Here is a 14,768-nt window from a genome sequence, read left to right on the forward strand (position 1 = left end):
TATGGGGTTCAATCGTCGCCAGTTTATTAACTCTATCGCGATCGGCTCCGCATCATTAGCGGCCGTGCCTATCTCATCAGTTGCACGCACCTTATTACAAGCTGCAGCCCCACCGACAAAAAAAGCGGGAGTACGGTGGCGGAACTGGTCTGGTTCACAAGAGTGTCTGCCGGCCCATCGTCTGGCACCCAAAGATATTTCTGCACTGCAAACGATAATTGCGGAAGCGCAAGGTACGGTCAGGGCGGTAGGTGCGGGTCACTCCTTCACTGCACTGGTACCCACTGACGATACAATTATTTCATTGGGTCGCATTACCGGCGTCGCTGGCTACGATTCTGACAAGGTCCAGGCGACAATCTATGCTGGCACCCGTGTAGCAGACATTGGCCAACCTTTAGAGGATATCGGTCAAGCTCTGATTAACCAACCAGATATCGATGAGCAGACTTTAGGTGGTTGCCTGGCAACCGCGACCCATGGAACCGGTGCAGGCTTGAGTTGTATGTCCAGTTATGCAACGGGTATGGAACTGGTGACCGCAGGCGGGGATACGCTTTGGTGTGATGGTGAGCAAAACCCCGAGGTGTTCGCGGCAGCGCAAGTATCCCTTGGCAGCCTGGGCATGGTGACCAAGGTGCGTATGCAGAACCAGCCCAGCTATCGTTTGCGTCGTGAATCTTGGGTAGCGCCCCTGGAAGAGGTGTTAGATCAGGCTCCAGCACTGGCAGAGGCCAATCGGAACTTTGAATTTTACTATATCCCGTTTTCTGGGATGTGCATGGCTGATTCCCACCAGCCGACCACAGAGGAAATCTTCTCTACGGAGCGGGAAGATACTAATGAAGCGGTAATGACCCTGAAATCTGTGCGGGACTGGCTGGGTTGGTCTCCGAAGTTGCGTCAGTTTGCGCTGCAAAATGCGATGGAAGATATCGAGAGGGAAGTTGTCGTCGAGTCCTCCTGGCGGAATTACGCCAGTGAGCGAAACGTACGTTTCAATGAAATGGAGTACCACTTGCCCCGCGAGGACGGTTTGAAAGCCTTCGCGGAAATACGTCGAACGATTGAGGAAAATAATCTGGATGTTTTCTTCCCTATCGAGGTGCGTTTCGTTAAAGCTGACGATATCTGGCTGAGCCCGTTTTATAAGCAAGATTCCGTATCCATCGCCATACACCGCTACTTTGAAGAGGACCACCTACCGCTATTCCAGGCCATTGAGCCCATTATGCGCAAATATGGGGGCCGCCCGCACTGGGGCAAGTTAAACAAGCTACAAGGCTCGGACTTTGCCGAGCTCTATCCTCAGTGGCGGGATTTTCTTGAGGTTCGCCGAGAGCTAGACCCCAGTGGTAAGTTCTTAAACCCCTATCTGAAAACGCTTTTTACCTGAGCAACGCTGCTGAGCAGTGAACCCTCAAAGAGGAAAGCACAATGGATATCAAGCGACGAAAGCTAATACTAGGTGGGGTCGCGTTAGGAGCGGTGGCAGGTGTCGCCGTTCTTCGCCCTAAAGCGCAAGGGCAGGGAGGGCACAGCAAATACTTCTCCAGTGTTTCTAAAGCTCTGGATAATGCCGGCTTTTCTGGTCCCACCTTAGTCGTAGACCTGGAAAATCTGCAAAAGAACGCCGATATATTAGCCGGCCACCTCAAAGGTCACTATGACTACCGGGTAGTGGCTAAATCTTTGCCCTCGCTAAACCTGCTGGATGCTATTACTCAGCGAACAAATACCAATCGCATCATGGTATTCCAGCAGCCATTTTTACAGCAGCTGGTTAAATATTATCCGGCGAGTGATATTTTACTGGGTAAACCTCTCCCGATTACTGCGGCAAAGGCCTTTTATTCTGGCACTAGGGCGGAACATTTTGATCCTACGCGGCAGTTACAGTGGCTGGTTGACAGCCCCCGCAGACTTAATCAATACGCCGATCTGGCGCGATCCCTCAAACAATCCTTTCGAATTAATATCGAGATTGATGTAGGCCTACACCGGGGTGGCATTGCCAGTGCGGAAGATCTCTCCGCGATGCTCGGTATCATTCAGCGGGAACCCTATTTGGAATTTTCCGGTTTTATGGGTTACGACGCCCACGCCGCAAAAATGCCAGGTGTTCTCGGTGGACCTGAAAAGGCAATCACTCGGGGGTTGGATATTTACCAAAGCAGGGTGGAGCAAGCTAAGATCCAGCTGGGAAGTGCATTCCCGAAGGCGGCCACTTTGAATGCTGCCGGTAGCCCCACCTACCAACTGTACAAATCCCGAGCAGGCCGGGCTCCCTGTAACGAGATTGCCGCTGGCTCGTGCCTGGTTAAACCGACGGGCTTTGATATTCCCACCCTGTCTGATCATTTGCCAGCGGCGTATATCGCAAGTCCGGTATTGAAAAAATTGTCACAGACACAGATACCCGGCATAGAAGGGCTCACCGGACCCTTTAGTTGGTTGAACCCAAATCGGGAGCAAAGCTTCTTTATATCTGGCGGCTATTGGAAGGCGGAGCCTGAATCACCAAAGGGCTTGTCGATCAATCCCATCTATGGCCGCTCCAGTAACCAGGAAATGCTGAATGGCTCCAAAAAAGTGTTACTGAATGAAGACGAGTGGGTCTTCTTAAGGCCCACTCAAAGTGAGTCCGTGTTCCTGCAGTTTGGTGATATTGCGGTCTACAGCAAAGGCGAGATTGTGGACCTTTGGCCGGTATTAGGTAACGCCTGAAATACACAGTTTGAATTATGGGCCACTACAGAGTGGGCTGAATAATACACAACCCAAACAGTGGGCAATTAGTAAGTCTTGGAGATACCGATGATCTTTGAAATTGTTTTGGTGTTAAACACAATTTGGTTTCTAATGGGGTTTAATGTCTTCTCTTTGCGAAATCATATATTTGCCAAATTGCTGGTACCCAGGGAAAACAGAGATACCCCCGTGTTTAATATCTTGGCAGAATCGGGAAAATTTCTGGGTGGTTTTAACCTCTCATTGGCGTTCCTCAATATCCTACTGCTAATTAGCCCCTCAGTATTTGCTGCGGATGTGCAACGCGCTACGTTGCTGCTGGCCTTTGCTGTCACTCACGGAACACAATTTATTTACAATGTCCCGGTAGCCCTACAAAACCGAAAAGGTGAAGGGCCATGGCAAGTTAAAGGCGTGATGCGCTTTATTTTTGTCACGGACTTTATAATGATGTCGCTAAATCTAGTGGGTGCATTTTGGTTCCTTTTTCAATAATTACAGAGGTTTAGTGAAAATCGACCACAATGCCTGCTGTGGTTGATTCTGATCAGCTTGCCAAATCAGCTGTGAGGGTTTCTTTATTAAAGTTGGTGGAGATTTTTAATTGCTGTCGAAACCATTGGTGCACAATGTCATTGTTACAGATTTTTGGCCAGAACAAATAGATATCCAATGGAGCAATGGGGGAGTGGAAAGGAAGTGTCTGTATCGGATTTCGACGGGCAAAAAGTTGGGCCGTACCCTCCGGCATGGTACATAGGTAATTGGTGTTCAAAATTGCCGGAATCATATTCTGAAAGTGAGAGACCCGAACGGCAACTTTTCGCCCCAATTGATCTGCTTGAACCTCCAGCTTTTTAGATTGATTATCCCCACGTTCTCTTATGTGATTTTCTATAGGGGTTAACCCCATTTTATTTTGATGAAGCGTAATATATTTTCATGTGTTAAATTGCTCTCTGGTGATATTCAGTCTAACCCGGGGATGGTCATTCTTGGCGACAACTACAGGTCGGTTAGAGGCTACATGTTCCGCCTGTAACTCTTTGGAAGCCACCGGCTGGTAATGCAAAGCGAAATCTATCGCACGTACTTCATCTTTGATTCTAGACCACCAACTTCTCATGGTGATATTGGGGGCTATAGTTCAAGGTGACAGAGTAGATTACCAAGGAAAATAATTTCCGCATAATCCCCACCAATGATGTTGAAGTTTCGCTTCTCTATTTCTGGATAAAAATTAATTTTTCCTAAATTTCTCCCCGTATTTGATTTAGCGCTTCGCTGACAGTTGCATGAAGTCATTCCGCTCTGGGGGTAGGCGGAAAACTGTACGCTTACGGATAAACAGCTCACCCCTGATGGTGTATCGTAAACGCTGTAAGGTAGCAATCATTGCCGGAGCCCCCCCTGCTTTACCGAGCTGGCCATTCTCCATAATGGCTTCAAATACTGGTAACAAATTGAGATCTATCGATCTAAGTTTCCGTTTCATACTTAAATTCCATTGAGCTAGAACATCACGCGGGCTTTAACTTCTCCCTGAAATCCGTGCGCAACAATTACCCTCCAATAATAGGGTGGAAGATTAAATGCTGACCCTACTTAATATCTATCGGTAATGGATTAACGGATGGAAAGAGGGTGTCCGTAGCCATTGTAGAGCAACGATGCCATATTTAGGCGCGAAAATGAAGTTGTGGGGTTTAAAGTAAAAGGTCTAGCAGACTGAATAGATGTACATTCAGGAAAAGAAAAAATAGTAAATTTTTAACTAAGAAGTTGCTGCCAAAGAGATATAACCAGAATTCAGTGCATATATTGGGGGGTTAGTCTTTACCGTGTTATCCAATATGTCGAGAAGTTTCGGTTTTCCCCACGCTGATCAAACTAAGTTCTCAACTTTTATTGACGCTATCTTACTCCGCAGGTGGGCTCGTGAATGTGCTGCCCACACAACAAATTCCCCTGGGTGAAATTATAACTTACAAAATATTGAATTGACGAAATTATGCGGCGTCTTCTACCCTAAAAACGTAGGTTGGTGCTGTGACAGGTGAGCTTGGCCAAAAGAACCTACTTGTATAGAGTAGTAGTGATGTTTGTTTTTCTCTCAAAGTAACATGATAGTAGTCAGACCAAAAAGGTAATTAATGACGATTTAGGTTGCGACCTTACAAAGGCTATATCAATGGAAACCCTGATTTGGCTCCACAAGCTCACTCTATTGAATATTATTTGCCTAACAGGTTGATGCAGTAATCAATGTTTTTCTGTAACAAATTATTACAACTTGACTGCTTCTTAAATTTTCTTGCTCGGGGATAGCCCAAGGAGAAATTTATTATGACCAAGCTTTCCAAAACCACTTGCGATCCCTCGCTGGCTACTGCCCTAGTCTTCTGTTCATTCGCTGGAGTGGTAGCAGAGTGTACTAATGGGGGGCTATAAGGATGTCTTTTACGAGTAATCTGTGTGGCTTATGGGAACAGTTGGTGTCACATCAACGCTCCATCCTGATACTGCCAGCGGCTCCTCGCTTAGTGCGTATCTACCGGCGACTAATACCCAGACTGACGATGCGTACTTCTCGGGAAAATATCCTTGGAGTCAAGATGCCATTTGGTGGGACGCACGAGTTCAAGAGTCCAGCAATAATGAAATTATAATTACCCTAGATAGAACCTGCTTAATTATTCAGCTTAAGATTCAGGTAGATAATATTGACATCCACACTGTATGTTATCTTGATGAAAATGATACTTGGCAGAGCACTTGGAAAGTAGACGCCACAAACTAGTGGGGTTGCCAATACTCGGTTTCTGAGATTTGTCGACGAGGGATTTTCGATGAGTGTGAGTAGATAAATGGGTTGGATCGCCAATTAATTGCTTTTAGGTTTATTGCAACAATGTGGGGCTGGAAGTTGGTAAGGGGATCTAGGGCAGTCATCGATAATACAATTCTGAAATCTCACCAGGTCTAATTTAGAAGCGGGGGGTGTGGAATTCTCGATACTTACATTTAACTATGTTTGTAGGGATATTGGCACAGGTAGTATCGAGTGTGAGGGGTAGGAACAGCTTAGCAGTGGGATGTTAATAGCGAAGCAGTGACGGCCTTATGCCGTTTCTCTAAATTTTATTGAAATGGCTATAAGTTTCCTTTGACCTCTTTAAGCGCCCTAAAGCGTCTCCAAAGAATACAGTTTAGATATTTCTTGTGTTTGGGGTAGATGTTTGGTTGTTCTAGTGTGGGGCAAAACACATCCCGCTCACAATCAAGAATTAAAATTTCCAAGAGCTTAAGTTAAAAATATAAATCCCCAGAAAATTACCAAGCTATAATATTAAATGTCTTATCGGTTAGTAATGAGTTATATATTTCATCTTTCAGATTATCAATGCGAAAAGGGCTTCAAAAATGAAAATCCAAAATTTGTTTTCTGCTAGTCTTGTTGGTTTATTTGCCATATTGCTTGTTGAGCTTAGTTACGGAGAAGTAATAGACTTCGAAAGTATCCCTGTCCCAGGGGCAGACCCTGATGATCCTGGTTCGATGCCAGTTGACGGCCTTGAAATTAGCACTCAATTTGAGGAAAAATATGGAGTTAGTTTTTCCATGAGTGATGGCACGTTCCCCCGGATCGCAGAAGTAGGCTATCCAAGGACGGCATTTATTGGTCCAAATAACTCATACGATACTCCAGATGCCGCTCATGATGTAGGAGGTTTTTTTCTAACGGATAATAGCTCTTTAGGCTTAAAAGCTGATCTTATTATTGATTTTAAAGATGCGGTATCCGCTTCTAGTGGAGTTTTGTTAGATGTCGACTTTGAGGAGGAGTGGACTATAAGCGTTTATGATGATCACAATTTTAATAATAAAATTGATGAAATATTCATCAGCGATAGAGCTTCTGGTGCAGGCGATGGTGTAGCAACGGCTTGGTCGTTTGAGCATAAAGAGAAAGACATAAAGAGGATTGTGTTTTCGGGCACAAAACCGAATCAAGATCTATTTGGCTTAGGGTTTGACCACTTTTCTCCGTCGCTGCCTTTGTCTTTGCCCGAGTGCAAATCTGAGCAGCCTCTATTTACAATAGAGGTGAAGTAATGGGTGAATCGGAAACCTAAAGCCTCGAGAAGAGTATCAGCTATGTGATAAGTATAATTTATTGAGGCTAACCGTTTTTTAGTTTGAAATAAGATTTATAAATATTGCCTAATAGTATCGAATCTTTGCTTTAATCAAGAAATCGGAGATCGTGTGTTGTTTGTTTGGTGTAGGGCTAGGTTAGAGGGGGAGCTAAAAGGAAGTGTTGGCAGTCGCTTATGCCGTATACCTAGCGCGTATTAAGTCGGCTTTAAGCTTGTTGTGCTGCTTTCACTGCTCCTATCAAGCCTCTATGTGATACTCAAGATTTCGATTTAAATATAGGGGGAAATGCCAAGATTTGGTAATTGCTTAAGTAAACGCTATTAATAGACAAGTTCTAAGGCGCTAAAGGGGGGGTAATTATTTTTCTATCGACCGTGTAGGTTATCGTAGATAAAGTCCACACAGAGTTTTATCTTGGGGATTTGATATTTACCGCGTTCGTAAAGCAGGAAAACTCCCAAATCGCCACCGGGGCTAACTGAAACTTTACCTTTGCAAGGAACTTGTACCAGTTCTCCTGATTCGAGATAGTTGCAAATACTCCAAGAGGGCACACAAAACATGCCGCGATGATTTAGCGCGGCTGCTGTTAGGGCCTTACCATTATTGCTAATCACCTTTGGGGACAGTTTCAATGGCTGCCACTGACCGTCAGTGAGCATATACCACTCAATGACTCCCCGTGGCCCCCGGTATTGCAAGCTGGGAACAGACTCAATCGCTGACTTGTTCAAGGGGCGGTCGTGTTCCAGGTTTTCGATAAATTGTGGTGTGGCTACGAGAGAGAATTCATTACTAGACAGCCGCTTAGCAATAACATGCTCATCAGGTGCAAACCCCCCGCGAATTGCGATATCAACCGGGTCCTTTCCCAGCTGCGACAAGTCGTCGTTATAACTTAAGTCAAATACGATATTGGGGTAATGCTGTGAGAACTTTTCCAGTACGGGTGTTAAGTGCTGCTCCCCATAAGTTGGAAGGCAACTGATGCGAATCAGCCCACTGGGCGCTTCAAATGTCTGGCTGACTAGCTCATCAGCTTGTTCGAGCTGGCGAATAGCCTTAGTGACCATGGAGTAGTAGAGTTTGCCGAGTTCCGTCACCTTGACTTGCCGGGTGCTACGTTGCAATAGCTCGACCCCTAAGGAGCGCTCAAGGTCCTTAACTCGGCGGGATATCGATGATGCAGGTACCTCAAACTCCTCAGCAACTGCAGTGAAACTATTCAGTTCTACCACGCGCTTGAAGTAACGCAACGCTCTGATTTTGTCCATAATCGACTTCTCGTAGTCTCTAAGTAGCAAAATTCACTCCTGATTATTGCCAAATTGACAAAAGACTTATACCCAATAGTGCCTGTTTTTGTATCTGCGCCATGGGCATTATCGTCCACAACGTGTGTTGAACTGATTGTTAGGATGGCCAATGAAAGCTTTGAAAATGACTCGCTATGGGGATATTGATACTTGTCTAGAGCTTCAATCAGCTGAGATACCCACTCCCCAACCTGGTGAGGTTCTGGTTCGCGTACATGCGGCCAGTGTAAATCCAGTCGATAATATGGTGCTGCGCGGAGAGCTTAAGTCGGTGCGCAAAGAGGTATTCCCGGCTGGTGTAGGGAGAGATGTCAGCGGTGAAGTTGTGGCTGTGGGGAAAAATGTAGCGGGGTACAGTGTAGGCGATCAGGTTTTTGCCCGAGTGGGGGAGGATCATGTGGGTACTATTGCCGAATATCTCACTATTGATACTTCGCACTTGGCAGCAAAACCTGAAAACTTGTCGCACTTTGAAGCGGCGGGTATTCCGCTTGTGGGGCTGACATCATATCAATCTCTGATAAAAGTAGCGGGCTTGAAATCCGGTGAAAAAGTGCTGATCCATGCGGGATCAGGCGGTGTTGGTTCTATGGCAATCCAATTAGCGAAGTCCGTAGGTGCCTATGTAGTAACGACAACAAGTACTGCAAATGTAGACTGGGTGAAAGGGCTAGGGGCTGACCTTGTGATTGACTACAAGAAGGAAGACTACCTGCAATTACTATCTGATATGGATGTAGTGTTCGACACTTTGGGCGGCCAATATACCTTGGACGCATTTAAGGTCCTGAAAACAGGGGGGCGTGTCATCTCAGTCAAAGGGGCTTTAGATCCGCAGACTGCTGAAGAGCTTGGGCTGAGTTGGTTACTCCGTAAAATATTGGCACTTAAATCGCGAAAACTGATGAAGGCCGCAAGAGCAAAATCGGGGCTTTATCGGATGGTTATTATGGAAGCTAATGGAGGGCAGTTGAGTAAGCTTGGGAATCTGTACCGGGAGAATATTCTTTTTCCGGTGATAGACCAAGTCTATTCTTTAGAACGGAGCAAGGAAGCATTCGCATATCTCGCTTCAGGGCGTGCAAAAGGTAAAGTGATTATATCTGTGGGTGAAATTCATTAACTGATGATTGAAATGATCGATAAGTATCGGCGTTGCTTTGAAATATAAAGACGCGCTGAATCTTAGCGGCTTTTGTGTCTACCATACCTTGAATCAAATGCATCATTGAGGTTACTTTTATTGGTTGCCAGTTTTTATTCAGCATAGTGGTTTTCGTTGGGTATTTTATATTGACCTTAAGCTGGAAGAGCTCGCTGAACGGTAGTTGGTTTATGGTTATGGTATTTGGCTCGGTGGTTAGTATTGTTGCAATGGCTATCCAATTGAATGGTAGTTCGTCATTTTATCCAGACGACTTGGAGTCGTCCTCTTTATTTTGGGTTTGTGAAATTTCTACTCAAAGGGTGGTAGTAGAATTGCCGATAGAATGTAGTTTTGGAATGTTGAAAAGAGTTAAACATGAGCTTGAGAAATCAACCTGACAGTTATGGTTCGGTAGCCAAGTGGCTACATTGGTTAACGGCCATTTTATTTTTGGGTTCCTATATTTCTGTGTATTACCGCCACTGGTTTACCCAGGAAGAGACGCCTGCGAATTGGACCGCCTTACAGCTGCACCTTTCAATTGGTGTGACTATTGGGGTGCTCGTTATTCTCAGGATTGTCTGGCGCCTGACAAATCCACCACCACCGGTAGAGCCGGGAACCTCCCTGGAGCACTTTGCTGCCCATAGCGGCCACCTTCTTCTCTATCTGATTATGGTCATTACCCCACTGACCGGATATATCGGTACCGGAGTAAATACAGACTACTTTTTCCTATTCGAGATTCCTAAGTTTGAGAGCACCCAAGCTTTTGTGGCGATAGTTCAGGATCGAATGGGGCTAACCTTTAAAGAGTTTGAGAAGCCTGTGGACTTTATCCATAAAGAGATTCTGGGGCAGTGGGTGGTGTGGATCTTAATCCTGGGGCACGTAATGGCTGCTCTATATCACCACTACATCAAAAAGGATCGGACTTTGCTAAGAATGACCGTGACTAAAAAGTCATAGCTCTTGCGCTGGTTTTGGCAGAAAGTAGTGGCAAATAGGCATTGAGTGCCAAATCCAGACATTTTAATCTCGAGTTTTTGCAGCTCCTGTGGAGCCGTGCACTTGGACTTGAGGTGGGTGTTATATGAGGTATTTGGTCCTTGCTTTGATTCTATTTCAAATGGGGTGCATACCTGAGTCCAAACTGTATCGAATCGCGCAGGTCGAAATGGTCCTTCAGCCTACTTGCCAGCCTTCGCTGGCAAGTAGCACTCATGCTGCTATCGGATCAGCTCCTACTTAAGCTGCCAACCTCCTGGGCCCCGGTTTTGTGTCTGGGCAAACCCAGTGAAACCAGTGCGGTCAACAGCAGAAAAGCGCTGGAAATAAGTAGGCAAGCCACCAACCCCTGAGTTTGGAATACCCACCCTGACAGCATTGTCCCTAGCAATCGCCCAGCGGCATTTGCCATATAGTAGAAACCCACATCCATAGAGACGCCATCTTCCCGAGCATAAGCAACTATCAAGTAGCTGTGTAAAGATGAATTTACGGCGAAGAGTACAGCAAACATCAAAAGTCCACCCATTACGGCGAGCTGTGGGTCCACCCCTTTGTGTAATGCGATTGCGATTAATGCGGGCACTGCAGTGAGCGCTATTGCCCAGAAGAGCGCGGTTCGCCCATCCGGAGCTTGGGCTGAACGTGCCGTCGTGACCTTTGGGGCCTGGGTTTGCACTATGCCGTAACCGATCACCCAGGATGACAGGAAGGCACCTACCTGCCAGTGGCTCCAACCGAACTGGCTGGCCAGGAAAATCGGTAGGGCAATAACAAACCAAACATCCCGGGAAGCAAACAAGAGTAAGCGCGCGGCTGACAATATGTTGACTGCGGGACTCTTGGAAAAGATATCTCTGAATCGGCTTTTTACTTTGGCTTTCCCTAAGTCCCGCTTAAGAAATTTGAGACTCAATATCCAAACTATTCCAAGAGCTAGGGCCATCGATGCAATCGCGCCCTGAAAGCCAAGTGCGGCGAGTAGGGCACCGCCGAGAAAGAAGCCCAAGCCCTTTAGCGCGTTTTTCGAGCCGGTTAAGAGGGCGATCCATCGATACAAGGTGCCACTGGCCTGATCGGGCACCAGTAACTTGATTGAGCTCTTCGCACTCATTTTATTCAGGTCTTTGGCGATACCGGAGAGGGCTTGTGCGGCCATAACCAAGGGGACCGAGAGATACTGACTGGGTGCCAGCAGCATGGAAAGAGCAACAACCTGTAAGGCCAGTCCCAAATTCATGGTCCGGTTGAGTCCAATCCGGGCACCGAGCCAGCCGCCGACAAGATTAGTGACTACGCCAAAGAATTCGTAGAAAAGGAAAAGCAAGGCTATTTGCAAAGGGCTGTAGCCGAGTTCGTGAAAGTGCAGCAGCACCAGCATGCGCAGAGAGCCGTCAGTCAAAGTAAATGCCCAGTAATTGCCTGTTACCAGCAAGTATTGGCGCACTGGCGACGATAAATTGTGAAGAAACTGCATGATCTTGTTCTGTGTACTGCTACTGACTAAAAGCAGGAGGAAAAAATATGAGCCGATGGAGAGGTGTACCCCTCAGGTGCAGTGTGTTCTTTCCTTCCGGCCCCGTTGTACTTTGGCTTCTTAGCCCATGGTGCCAATCATTCGAGCCAATTCCGCCGTGCGGTTGGCGTAACCCCATTCATTGTCATACCAGGCGTAAACTTTTACCTGGGTGCCGTTAACGACCATGGTCGATAGAGCATCGATAATGCTCGATCTGGGGTCGGTTTTGTAATCCACTGAGACGAGGGGCCTTTCCTCATAGCCGAGGATATCTTTTAGTTCACCCTCCGCAGCGTCCTTAAATAACTGGTTTACTGCCTCTGGGGTGGTGGCGGTTTCCACTTCGAAAACACAATCGGTAATGGATGCGTTGGCGAGGGGAACACGAACTGCGTGGCCGTTTAGGCGGCCGGACAACTCTGGAAAGATGGTGGCAATAGCTGTAGCTGAACCTGTTGTTGTGGGAATCAGGCTGGCACCACATGCGCGGGCTCTACGCAGATCTCCATGGGGTGCGTCGAGGATAGTCTGGGTATTGGTGATATCGTGAATAGTGGTGATTGAACCGTGACGAATACCCAGGTTTTCGTGAATAACTTTTACTACTGGAGCAAGGCAGTTAGTCGTACAGGAAGCGGCGGTAATAATCTGGTGTTTGTCCGGCTGGTAAATATGTTGATTTACTCCAAGGACAATGTTTGGTACTCCAGCCTCTTTAACTGGTGCAGAGACCAACACCTTCTTTACCCCTTGATCCAGGTAGGGTTGAAGAAGTTCGGTAGTTTTCATTTTACCTGAGGACTCTACAACCAGGTCACAGTTTTTCCAATTGGTATCTGCAATAGCGGTATTGCGGCTACAGGTTATTGTTTTGCCATCAACCTGAATTGTGTCATCAACGGCTTTCGCCTCTCTGTGCCAGCGTCCGTGTACAGAGTCAAAGTTGAGCAGGTGGGCGAGTGTGGTTGCATCACCGGCAGGATCGTTAATCTGGACAAACTCAACTTCAGGCCAATCCCAGGCAGCGCGCAGTACCAGCCGGCCAATTCGGCCAAATCCATTGATCCCAATTTTGATGGTCATTGTTAATTTCGCTCCGTTTCTGCCAGGCACATATGAAAAATCATATATATCTGGATAGTTTAAATCTTAGACTGGCAGGCCGTATCAGCAGCACAGACTTGTGCGCTCTGGCCGGTCTCCCATTTGAATTAGGTTGTTGAGGTCTTCGGTAATAAAGTGCTGGTTCGCCTGCAAGGTGTCGAACAGTACAGACTTTGCCCAGGCATTTAAGTCAGGGTTGATTCGGTAAAACACCCACTGCCCCTGGCGGCGGTCTTGGAGCAGGTCTGAACTTCTCAGCAAGGCGAGGTGCCTGGAAATTTTCGGCTGGCTCAATTCGAGGGCTGCCGTTAGCTCGCATACGCAAAGCTCTTCCTCGTGAGCAATAAGGAGCAATGTGCGTAGCCGCGTATCATCGGCCAGGCATTTGTAAAACTGTACTGGGTTCATGCCGCTCTTTTTCGTAAATCTGCCTCGGCTTGGGCCAAGACCAGTAGTTTGATGCGAGTGCTCAATTCACGTGCCGTGGTGTAAAAAGGGCAGAAGCAGTGTCGCTTTGTCGGTTCCTTAAAATTCCAGGCAATCATTTTGTCAACTTTTGGGGAGGGTACGTATTCTTCCCGGCTTTTGTCGCAAAGTGTGATGACCAGGTCAAAAGGTTGGTCAGCTACATCTTCTACAGCTTTGGGAATGAGTCCCTCTGTTGAAACCCCCAGTCGCTCCAGTGCTTGCAGAGCGCGTGGGTCCACTGTGTGGACATTGGTTCCGGCGCCAACGGCTTCGTATGAATTGCCTCCAAAATGCCGCAACAGTGCCTCAGCCATCAGTGAGCGGGCAGAGTCCCCGGCGCAAACAAACAGAACACGCCTTTTCATTGGAGGGCTCCATTTGGCTTTTTAACAATTATATATGGAAAACCATATATTCATAGTCTTAAAAATAGCCCACTGAACCAGCGGGCTGTAACCTGTGCTTATAGCTTAAACTCGGCCCATACAGGCGCGTGGTCTGATGGGCGTTCCATAGCTCGAATATCGTAGTCCACGCCAGTCCCGACACATTTTTCCAGAAGAGGGTTGGTGGCTAGAATCAAGTCGATACGCAGGCCGCGTCTGGGCTCGCGATCGAACCCACGGCTGCGGTAGTCGAACCAGCTGAATACATCGTCTGTTTCTGGGTTTTGTGCGCGGAAGGTGTCGGTGAGCCCCCAGCCTTCAATTTTTTGAAGCCACTCGCGTTCTTCTGGAAGGAAGCTGCATTTGCCATCGCGCAGCCAGCGCTTGCGATTGGGTTCACCAATACCAATATCCTGGTCGCTGGGTGAAATATTCATATCGCCGATAACCAATACAGGCGCTTCCGGCTTACACGTGGTTTGCAGGTAGGTATCCAGGTCGGCGTAATACTTTTGCTTTGCCGGAAATTTAACCGGGTGCTCGCGATTTTCACCTTGCGGGAAATAGCCATTAATAACCGTGAGGGGCTCAGGACCGCCGATATCAAACTTGCCGGCAACCATACGGCGCTGGGCGTCGCTGGCATCAGTTGGGAAACCGTATTCGCGATCAATAAAAGGTAGGCGTGAGAGCAGGGCAACGCCGTAGTGTGTTTTTTGGCCAAAATAAATCAGCTCATAGCCCAGGTCTTTTATCGCATCTACTGGAAAATCTTCGTCGGTGACTTTGGTTTCCTGTAGGCCGATGATATCGGGCTGATGGTTGTCTACCAGGGCCTGCATCTGGTGCAGGCGAGTGCGAATACTATTGACGTTAAAGGAAACAACCTTCATCTCTTCCCCCAAAAT

General features: G+C 47.1%; 13 protein-coding genes. 6 read left to right on the forward strand and 7 right to left on the reverse strand.

All coding sequences use genetic code 11. The features are described from left to right. Position 1 precedes the first annotated feature (1 nt). The 3 genes from ACJJIE_RS05350 to ACJJIE_RS05360 all read left to right on the forward strand — a co-directional run bounded on the left by ACJJIE_RS05350 (position 2) and on the right by ACJJIE_RS05360 (position 3,246). Positions 2-1,396: an FAD-linked oxidoreductase, L-gulonolactone oxidase family gene (locus ACJJIE_RS05350; protein ID WP_444893815.1), complete on the forward strand. Its 1,395-nt coding sequence runs from the start codon at positions 2-4 to the stop codon at positions 1,394-1,396. Between the two features lie 41 nt (positions 1,397-1,437). Continuing rightward, positions 1,438-2,727, forward strand: coding sequence for a DSD1 family PLP-dependent enzyme (locus ACJJIE_RS05355; RefSeq protein WP_444893816.1), 1,290 nt, complete (start codon positions 1,438-1,440; stop codon positions 2,725-2,727). Between the two features lie 90 nt (positions 2,728-2,817). After that, positions 2,818-3,246: a hypothetical protein gene (locus ACJJIE_RS05360; RefSeq protein ID WP_444893817.1), complete on the forward strand. Its 429-nt coding sequence runs from the start codon at positions 2,818-2,820 to the stop codon at positions 3,244-3,246. Positions 3,247-4,024: 778 nt separating this feature from the next. Here ACJJIE_RS05360 and ACJJIE_RS05365 read toward each other — a convergent pair. Further along, positions 4,025-4,246: a hypothetical protein gene (locus ACJJIE_RS05365; RefSeq protein WP_444893818.1), complete on the reverse strand. Its 222-nt coding sequence runs from the start codon at positions 4,244-4,246 to the stop codon at positions 4,025-4,027. 1,928 nt (positions 4,247-6,174) lie between these two features. On the opposite strand from ACJJIE_RS05365, the gene ACJJIE_RS05370 reads away from it, so the two are divergent. Beyond that, complete coding sequence (locus ACJJIE_RS05370) at positions 6,175-6,867, forward strand: hypothetical protein (protein WP_444893819.1); 693 nt, start codon at positions 6,175-6,177, stop codon at positions 6,865-6,867. A 410-nt stretch (positions 6,868-7,277) separates the two neighbouring features. Here ACJJIE_RS05370 and ACJJIE_RS05375 read toward each other — a convergent pair whose 3' ends face one another. Continuing rightward, positions 7,278-8,186 carry a LysR family transcriptional regulator gene (locus ACJJIE_RS05375; protein WP_444893820.1) on the reverse strand — a complete coding sequence of 303 codons (909 nt, stop codon included), beginning with the start codon at positions 8,184-8,186 and terminating at the stop codon, positions 7,278-7,280. Positions 8,187-8,337: 151 nt separating this feature from the next. Here ACJJIE_RS05375 and ACJJIE_RS05380 point away from each other — a divergent pair, with 151 nt between their 5' ends. Both ACJJIE_RS05380 and ACJJIE_RS05385 read left to right on the forward strand, forming a co-directional pair. Then, the gene (locus ACJJIE_RS05380; RefSeq protein ID WP_444893821.1) at positions 8,338-9,351 is read left to right on the forward strand and encodes an NADP-dependent oxidoreductase; all 1,014 of its coding nucleotides are present in this window, start codon (positions 8,338-8,340) and stop codon (positions 9,349-9,351) included. 399 nt (positions 9,352-9,750) lie between these two features. Next, complete coding sequence (locus tag ACJJIE_RS05385; protein WP_444893822.1) at positions 9,751-10,344, forward strand: cytochrome b; 594 nt, start codon at positions 9,751-9,753, stop codon at positions 10,342-10,344. A gap of 268 nt (positions 10,345-10,612) precedes the next feature. Here the strand turns inward: ACJJIE_RS05385 and arsJ are convergent, their stop codons facing one another. The 5 genes from arsJ to xthA all read right to left on the reverse strand — a co-directional run bounded on the left by arsJ (position 10,613) and on the right by xthA (position 14,753). Next, entirely contained in the window at positions 10,613-11,860 is a 1,248-nt protein-coding gene (gene arsJ / locus ACJJIE_RS05390; RefSeq protein WP_444893823.1) for an organoarsenical effux MFS transporter ArsJ, read from the reverse strand. Positions 11,861-11,980: 120 nt separating this feature from the next. Beyond that, positions 11,981-12,985 (reverse strand): ArsJ-associated glyceraldehyde-3-phosphate dehydrogenase, encoded by a 1,005-nt coding sequence (locus ACJJIE_RS05395; protein WP_444893824.1) that lies wholly within the window; start codon positions 12,983-12,985, stop codon positions 11,981-11,983. Positions 12,986-13,069: 84 nt separating this feature from the next. Further along, a complete protein-coding gene (locus ACJJIE_RS05400) occupies positions 13,070-13,414 on the reverse strand; it encodes a metalloregulator ArsR/SmtB family transcription factor (protein WP_282932732.1) in 345 nt (114 codons plus the stop codon). After that, positions 13,411-13,839, reverse strand: coding sequence for an arsenate reductase ArsC (locus tag ACJJIE_RS05405; RefSeq protein ID WP_282932733.1), 429 nt, complete (start codon positions 13,837-13,839; stop codon positions 13,411-13,413). Before ACJJIE_RS05405 ends, ACJJIE_RS05400 begins: the two co-directional genes overlap by 4 nt. Before the next feature lie 98 nt (positions 13,840-13,937). Continuing rightward, positions 13,938-14,753, reverse strand: coding sequence for an exodeoxyribonuclease III (xthA, locus tag ACJJIE_RS05410; RefSeq protein ID WP_413665722.1), 816 nt, complete (start codon positions 14,751-14,753; stop codon positions 13,938-13,940). Between the last annotated feature and the right edge of the window lie 15 nt (positions 14,754-14,768).

The organism is Microbulbifer maximicatervae (SeqCode) (genome assembly GCF_052467325.1).

Coding starts and splice junctions, on each gene's coding strand:
- ACJJIE_RS05350 (WP_444893815.1), top strand. CDS start 2: ATGGGGTTCAATCGTCGCCAGTTTATTAACTCTATCGCGATCGGCTCC.
- ACJJIE_RS05355 (WP_444893816.1), top strand. CDS start 1,438: ATGGATATCAAGCGACGAAAGCTAATACTAGGTGGGGTCGCGTTAGGA.
- ACJJIE_RS05360 (WP_444893817.1), top strand. CDS start 2,818: ATGATCTTTGAAATTGTTTTGGTGTTAAACACAATTTGGTTTCTAATG.
- ACJJIE_RS05365 (WP_444893818.1), bottom strand. CDS start 4,246: ATGAAACGGAAACTTAGATCGATAGATCTCAATTTGTTACCAGTATTT.
- ACJJIE_RS05370 (WP_444893819.1), top strand. CDS start 6,175: ATGAAAATCCAAAATTTGTTTTCTGCTAGTCTTGTTGGTTTATTTGCC.
- ACJJIE_RS05375 (WP_444893820.1), bottom strand. CDS start 8,186: ATGGACAAAATCAGAGCGTTGCGTTACTTCAAGCGCGTGGTAGAACTG.
- ACJJIE_RS05380 (WP_444893821.1), top strand. CDS start 8,338: ATGAAAGCTTTGAAAATGACTCGCTATGGGGATATTGATACTTGTCTA.
- ACJJIE_RS05385 (WP_444893822.1), top strand. CDS start 9,751: ATGAGCTTGAGAAATCAACCTGACAGTTATGGTTCGGTAGCCAAGTGG.
- arsJ (WP_444893823.1), bottom strand. CDS start 11,860: ATGCAGTTTCTTCACAATTTATCGTCGCCAGTGCGCCAATACTTGCTG.
- ACJJIE_RS05395 (WP_444893824.1), bottom strand. CDS start 12,985: ATGACCATCAAAATTGGGATCAATGGATTTGGCCGAATTGGCCGGCTG.
- ACJJIE_RS05400 (WP_282932732.1), bottom strand. CDS start 13,414: ATGAACCCAGTACAGTTTTACAAATGCCTGGCCGATGATACGCGGCTA.
- ACJJIE_RS05405 (WP_282932733.1), bottom strand. CDS start 13,839: ATGAAAAGGCGTGTTCTGTTTGTTTGCGCCGGGGACTCTGCCCGCTCA.
- xthA (WP_413665722.1), bottom strand. CDS start 14,753: ATGAAGGTTGTTTCCTTTAACGTCAATAGTATTCGCACTCGCCTGCAC.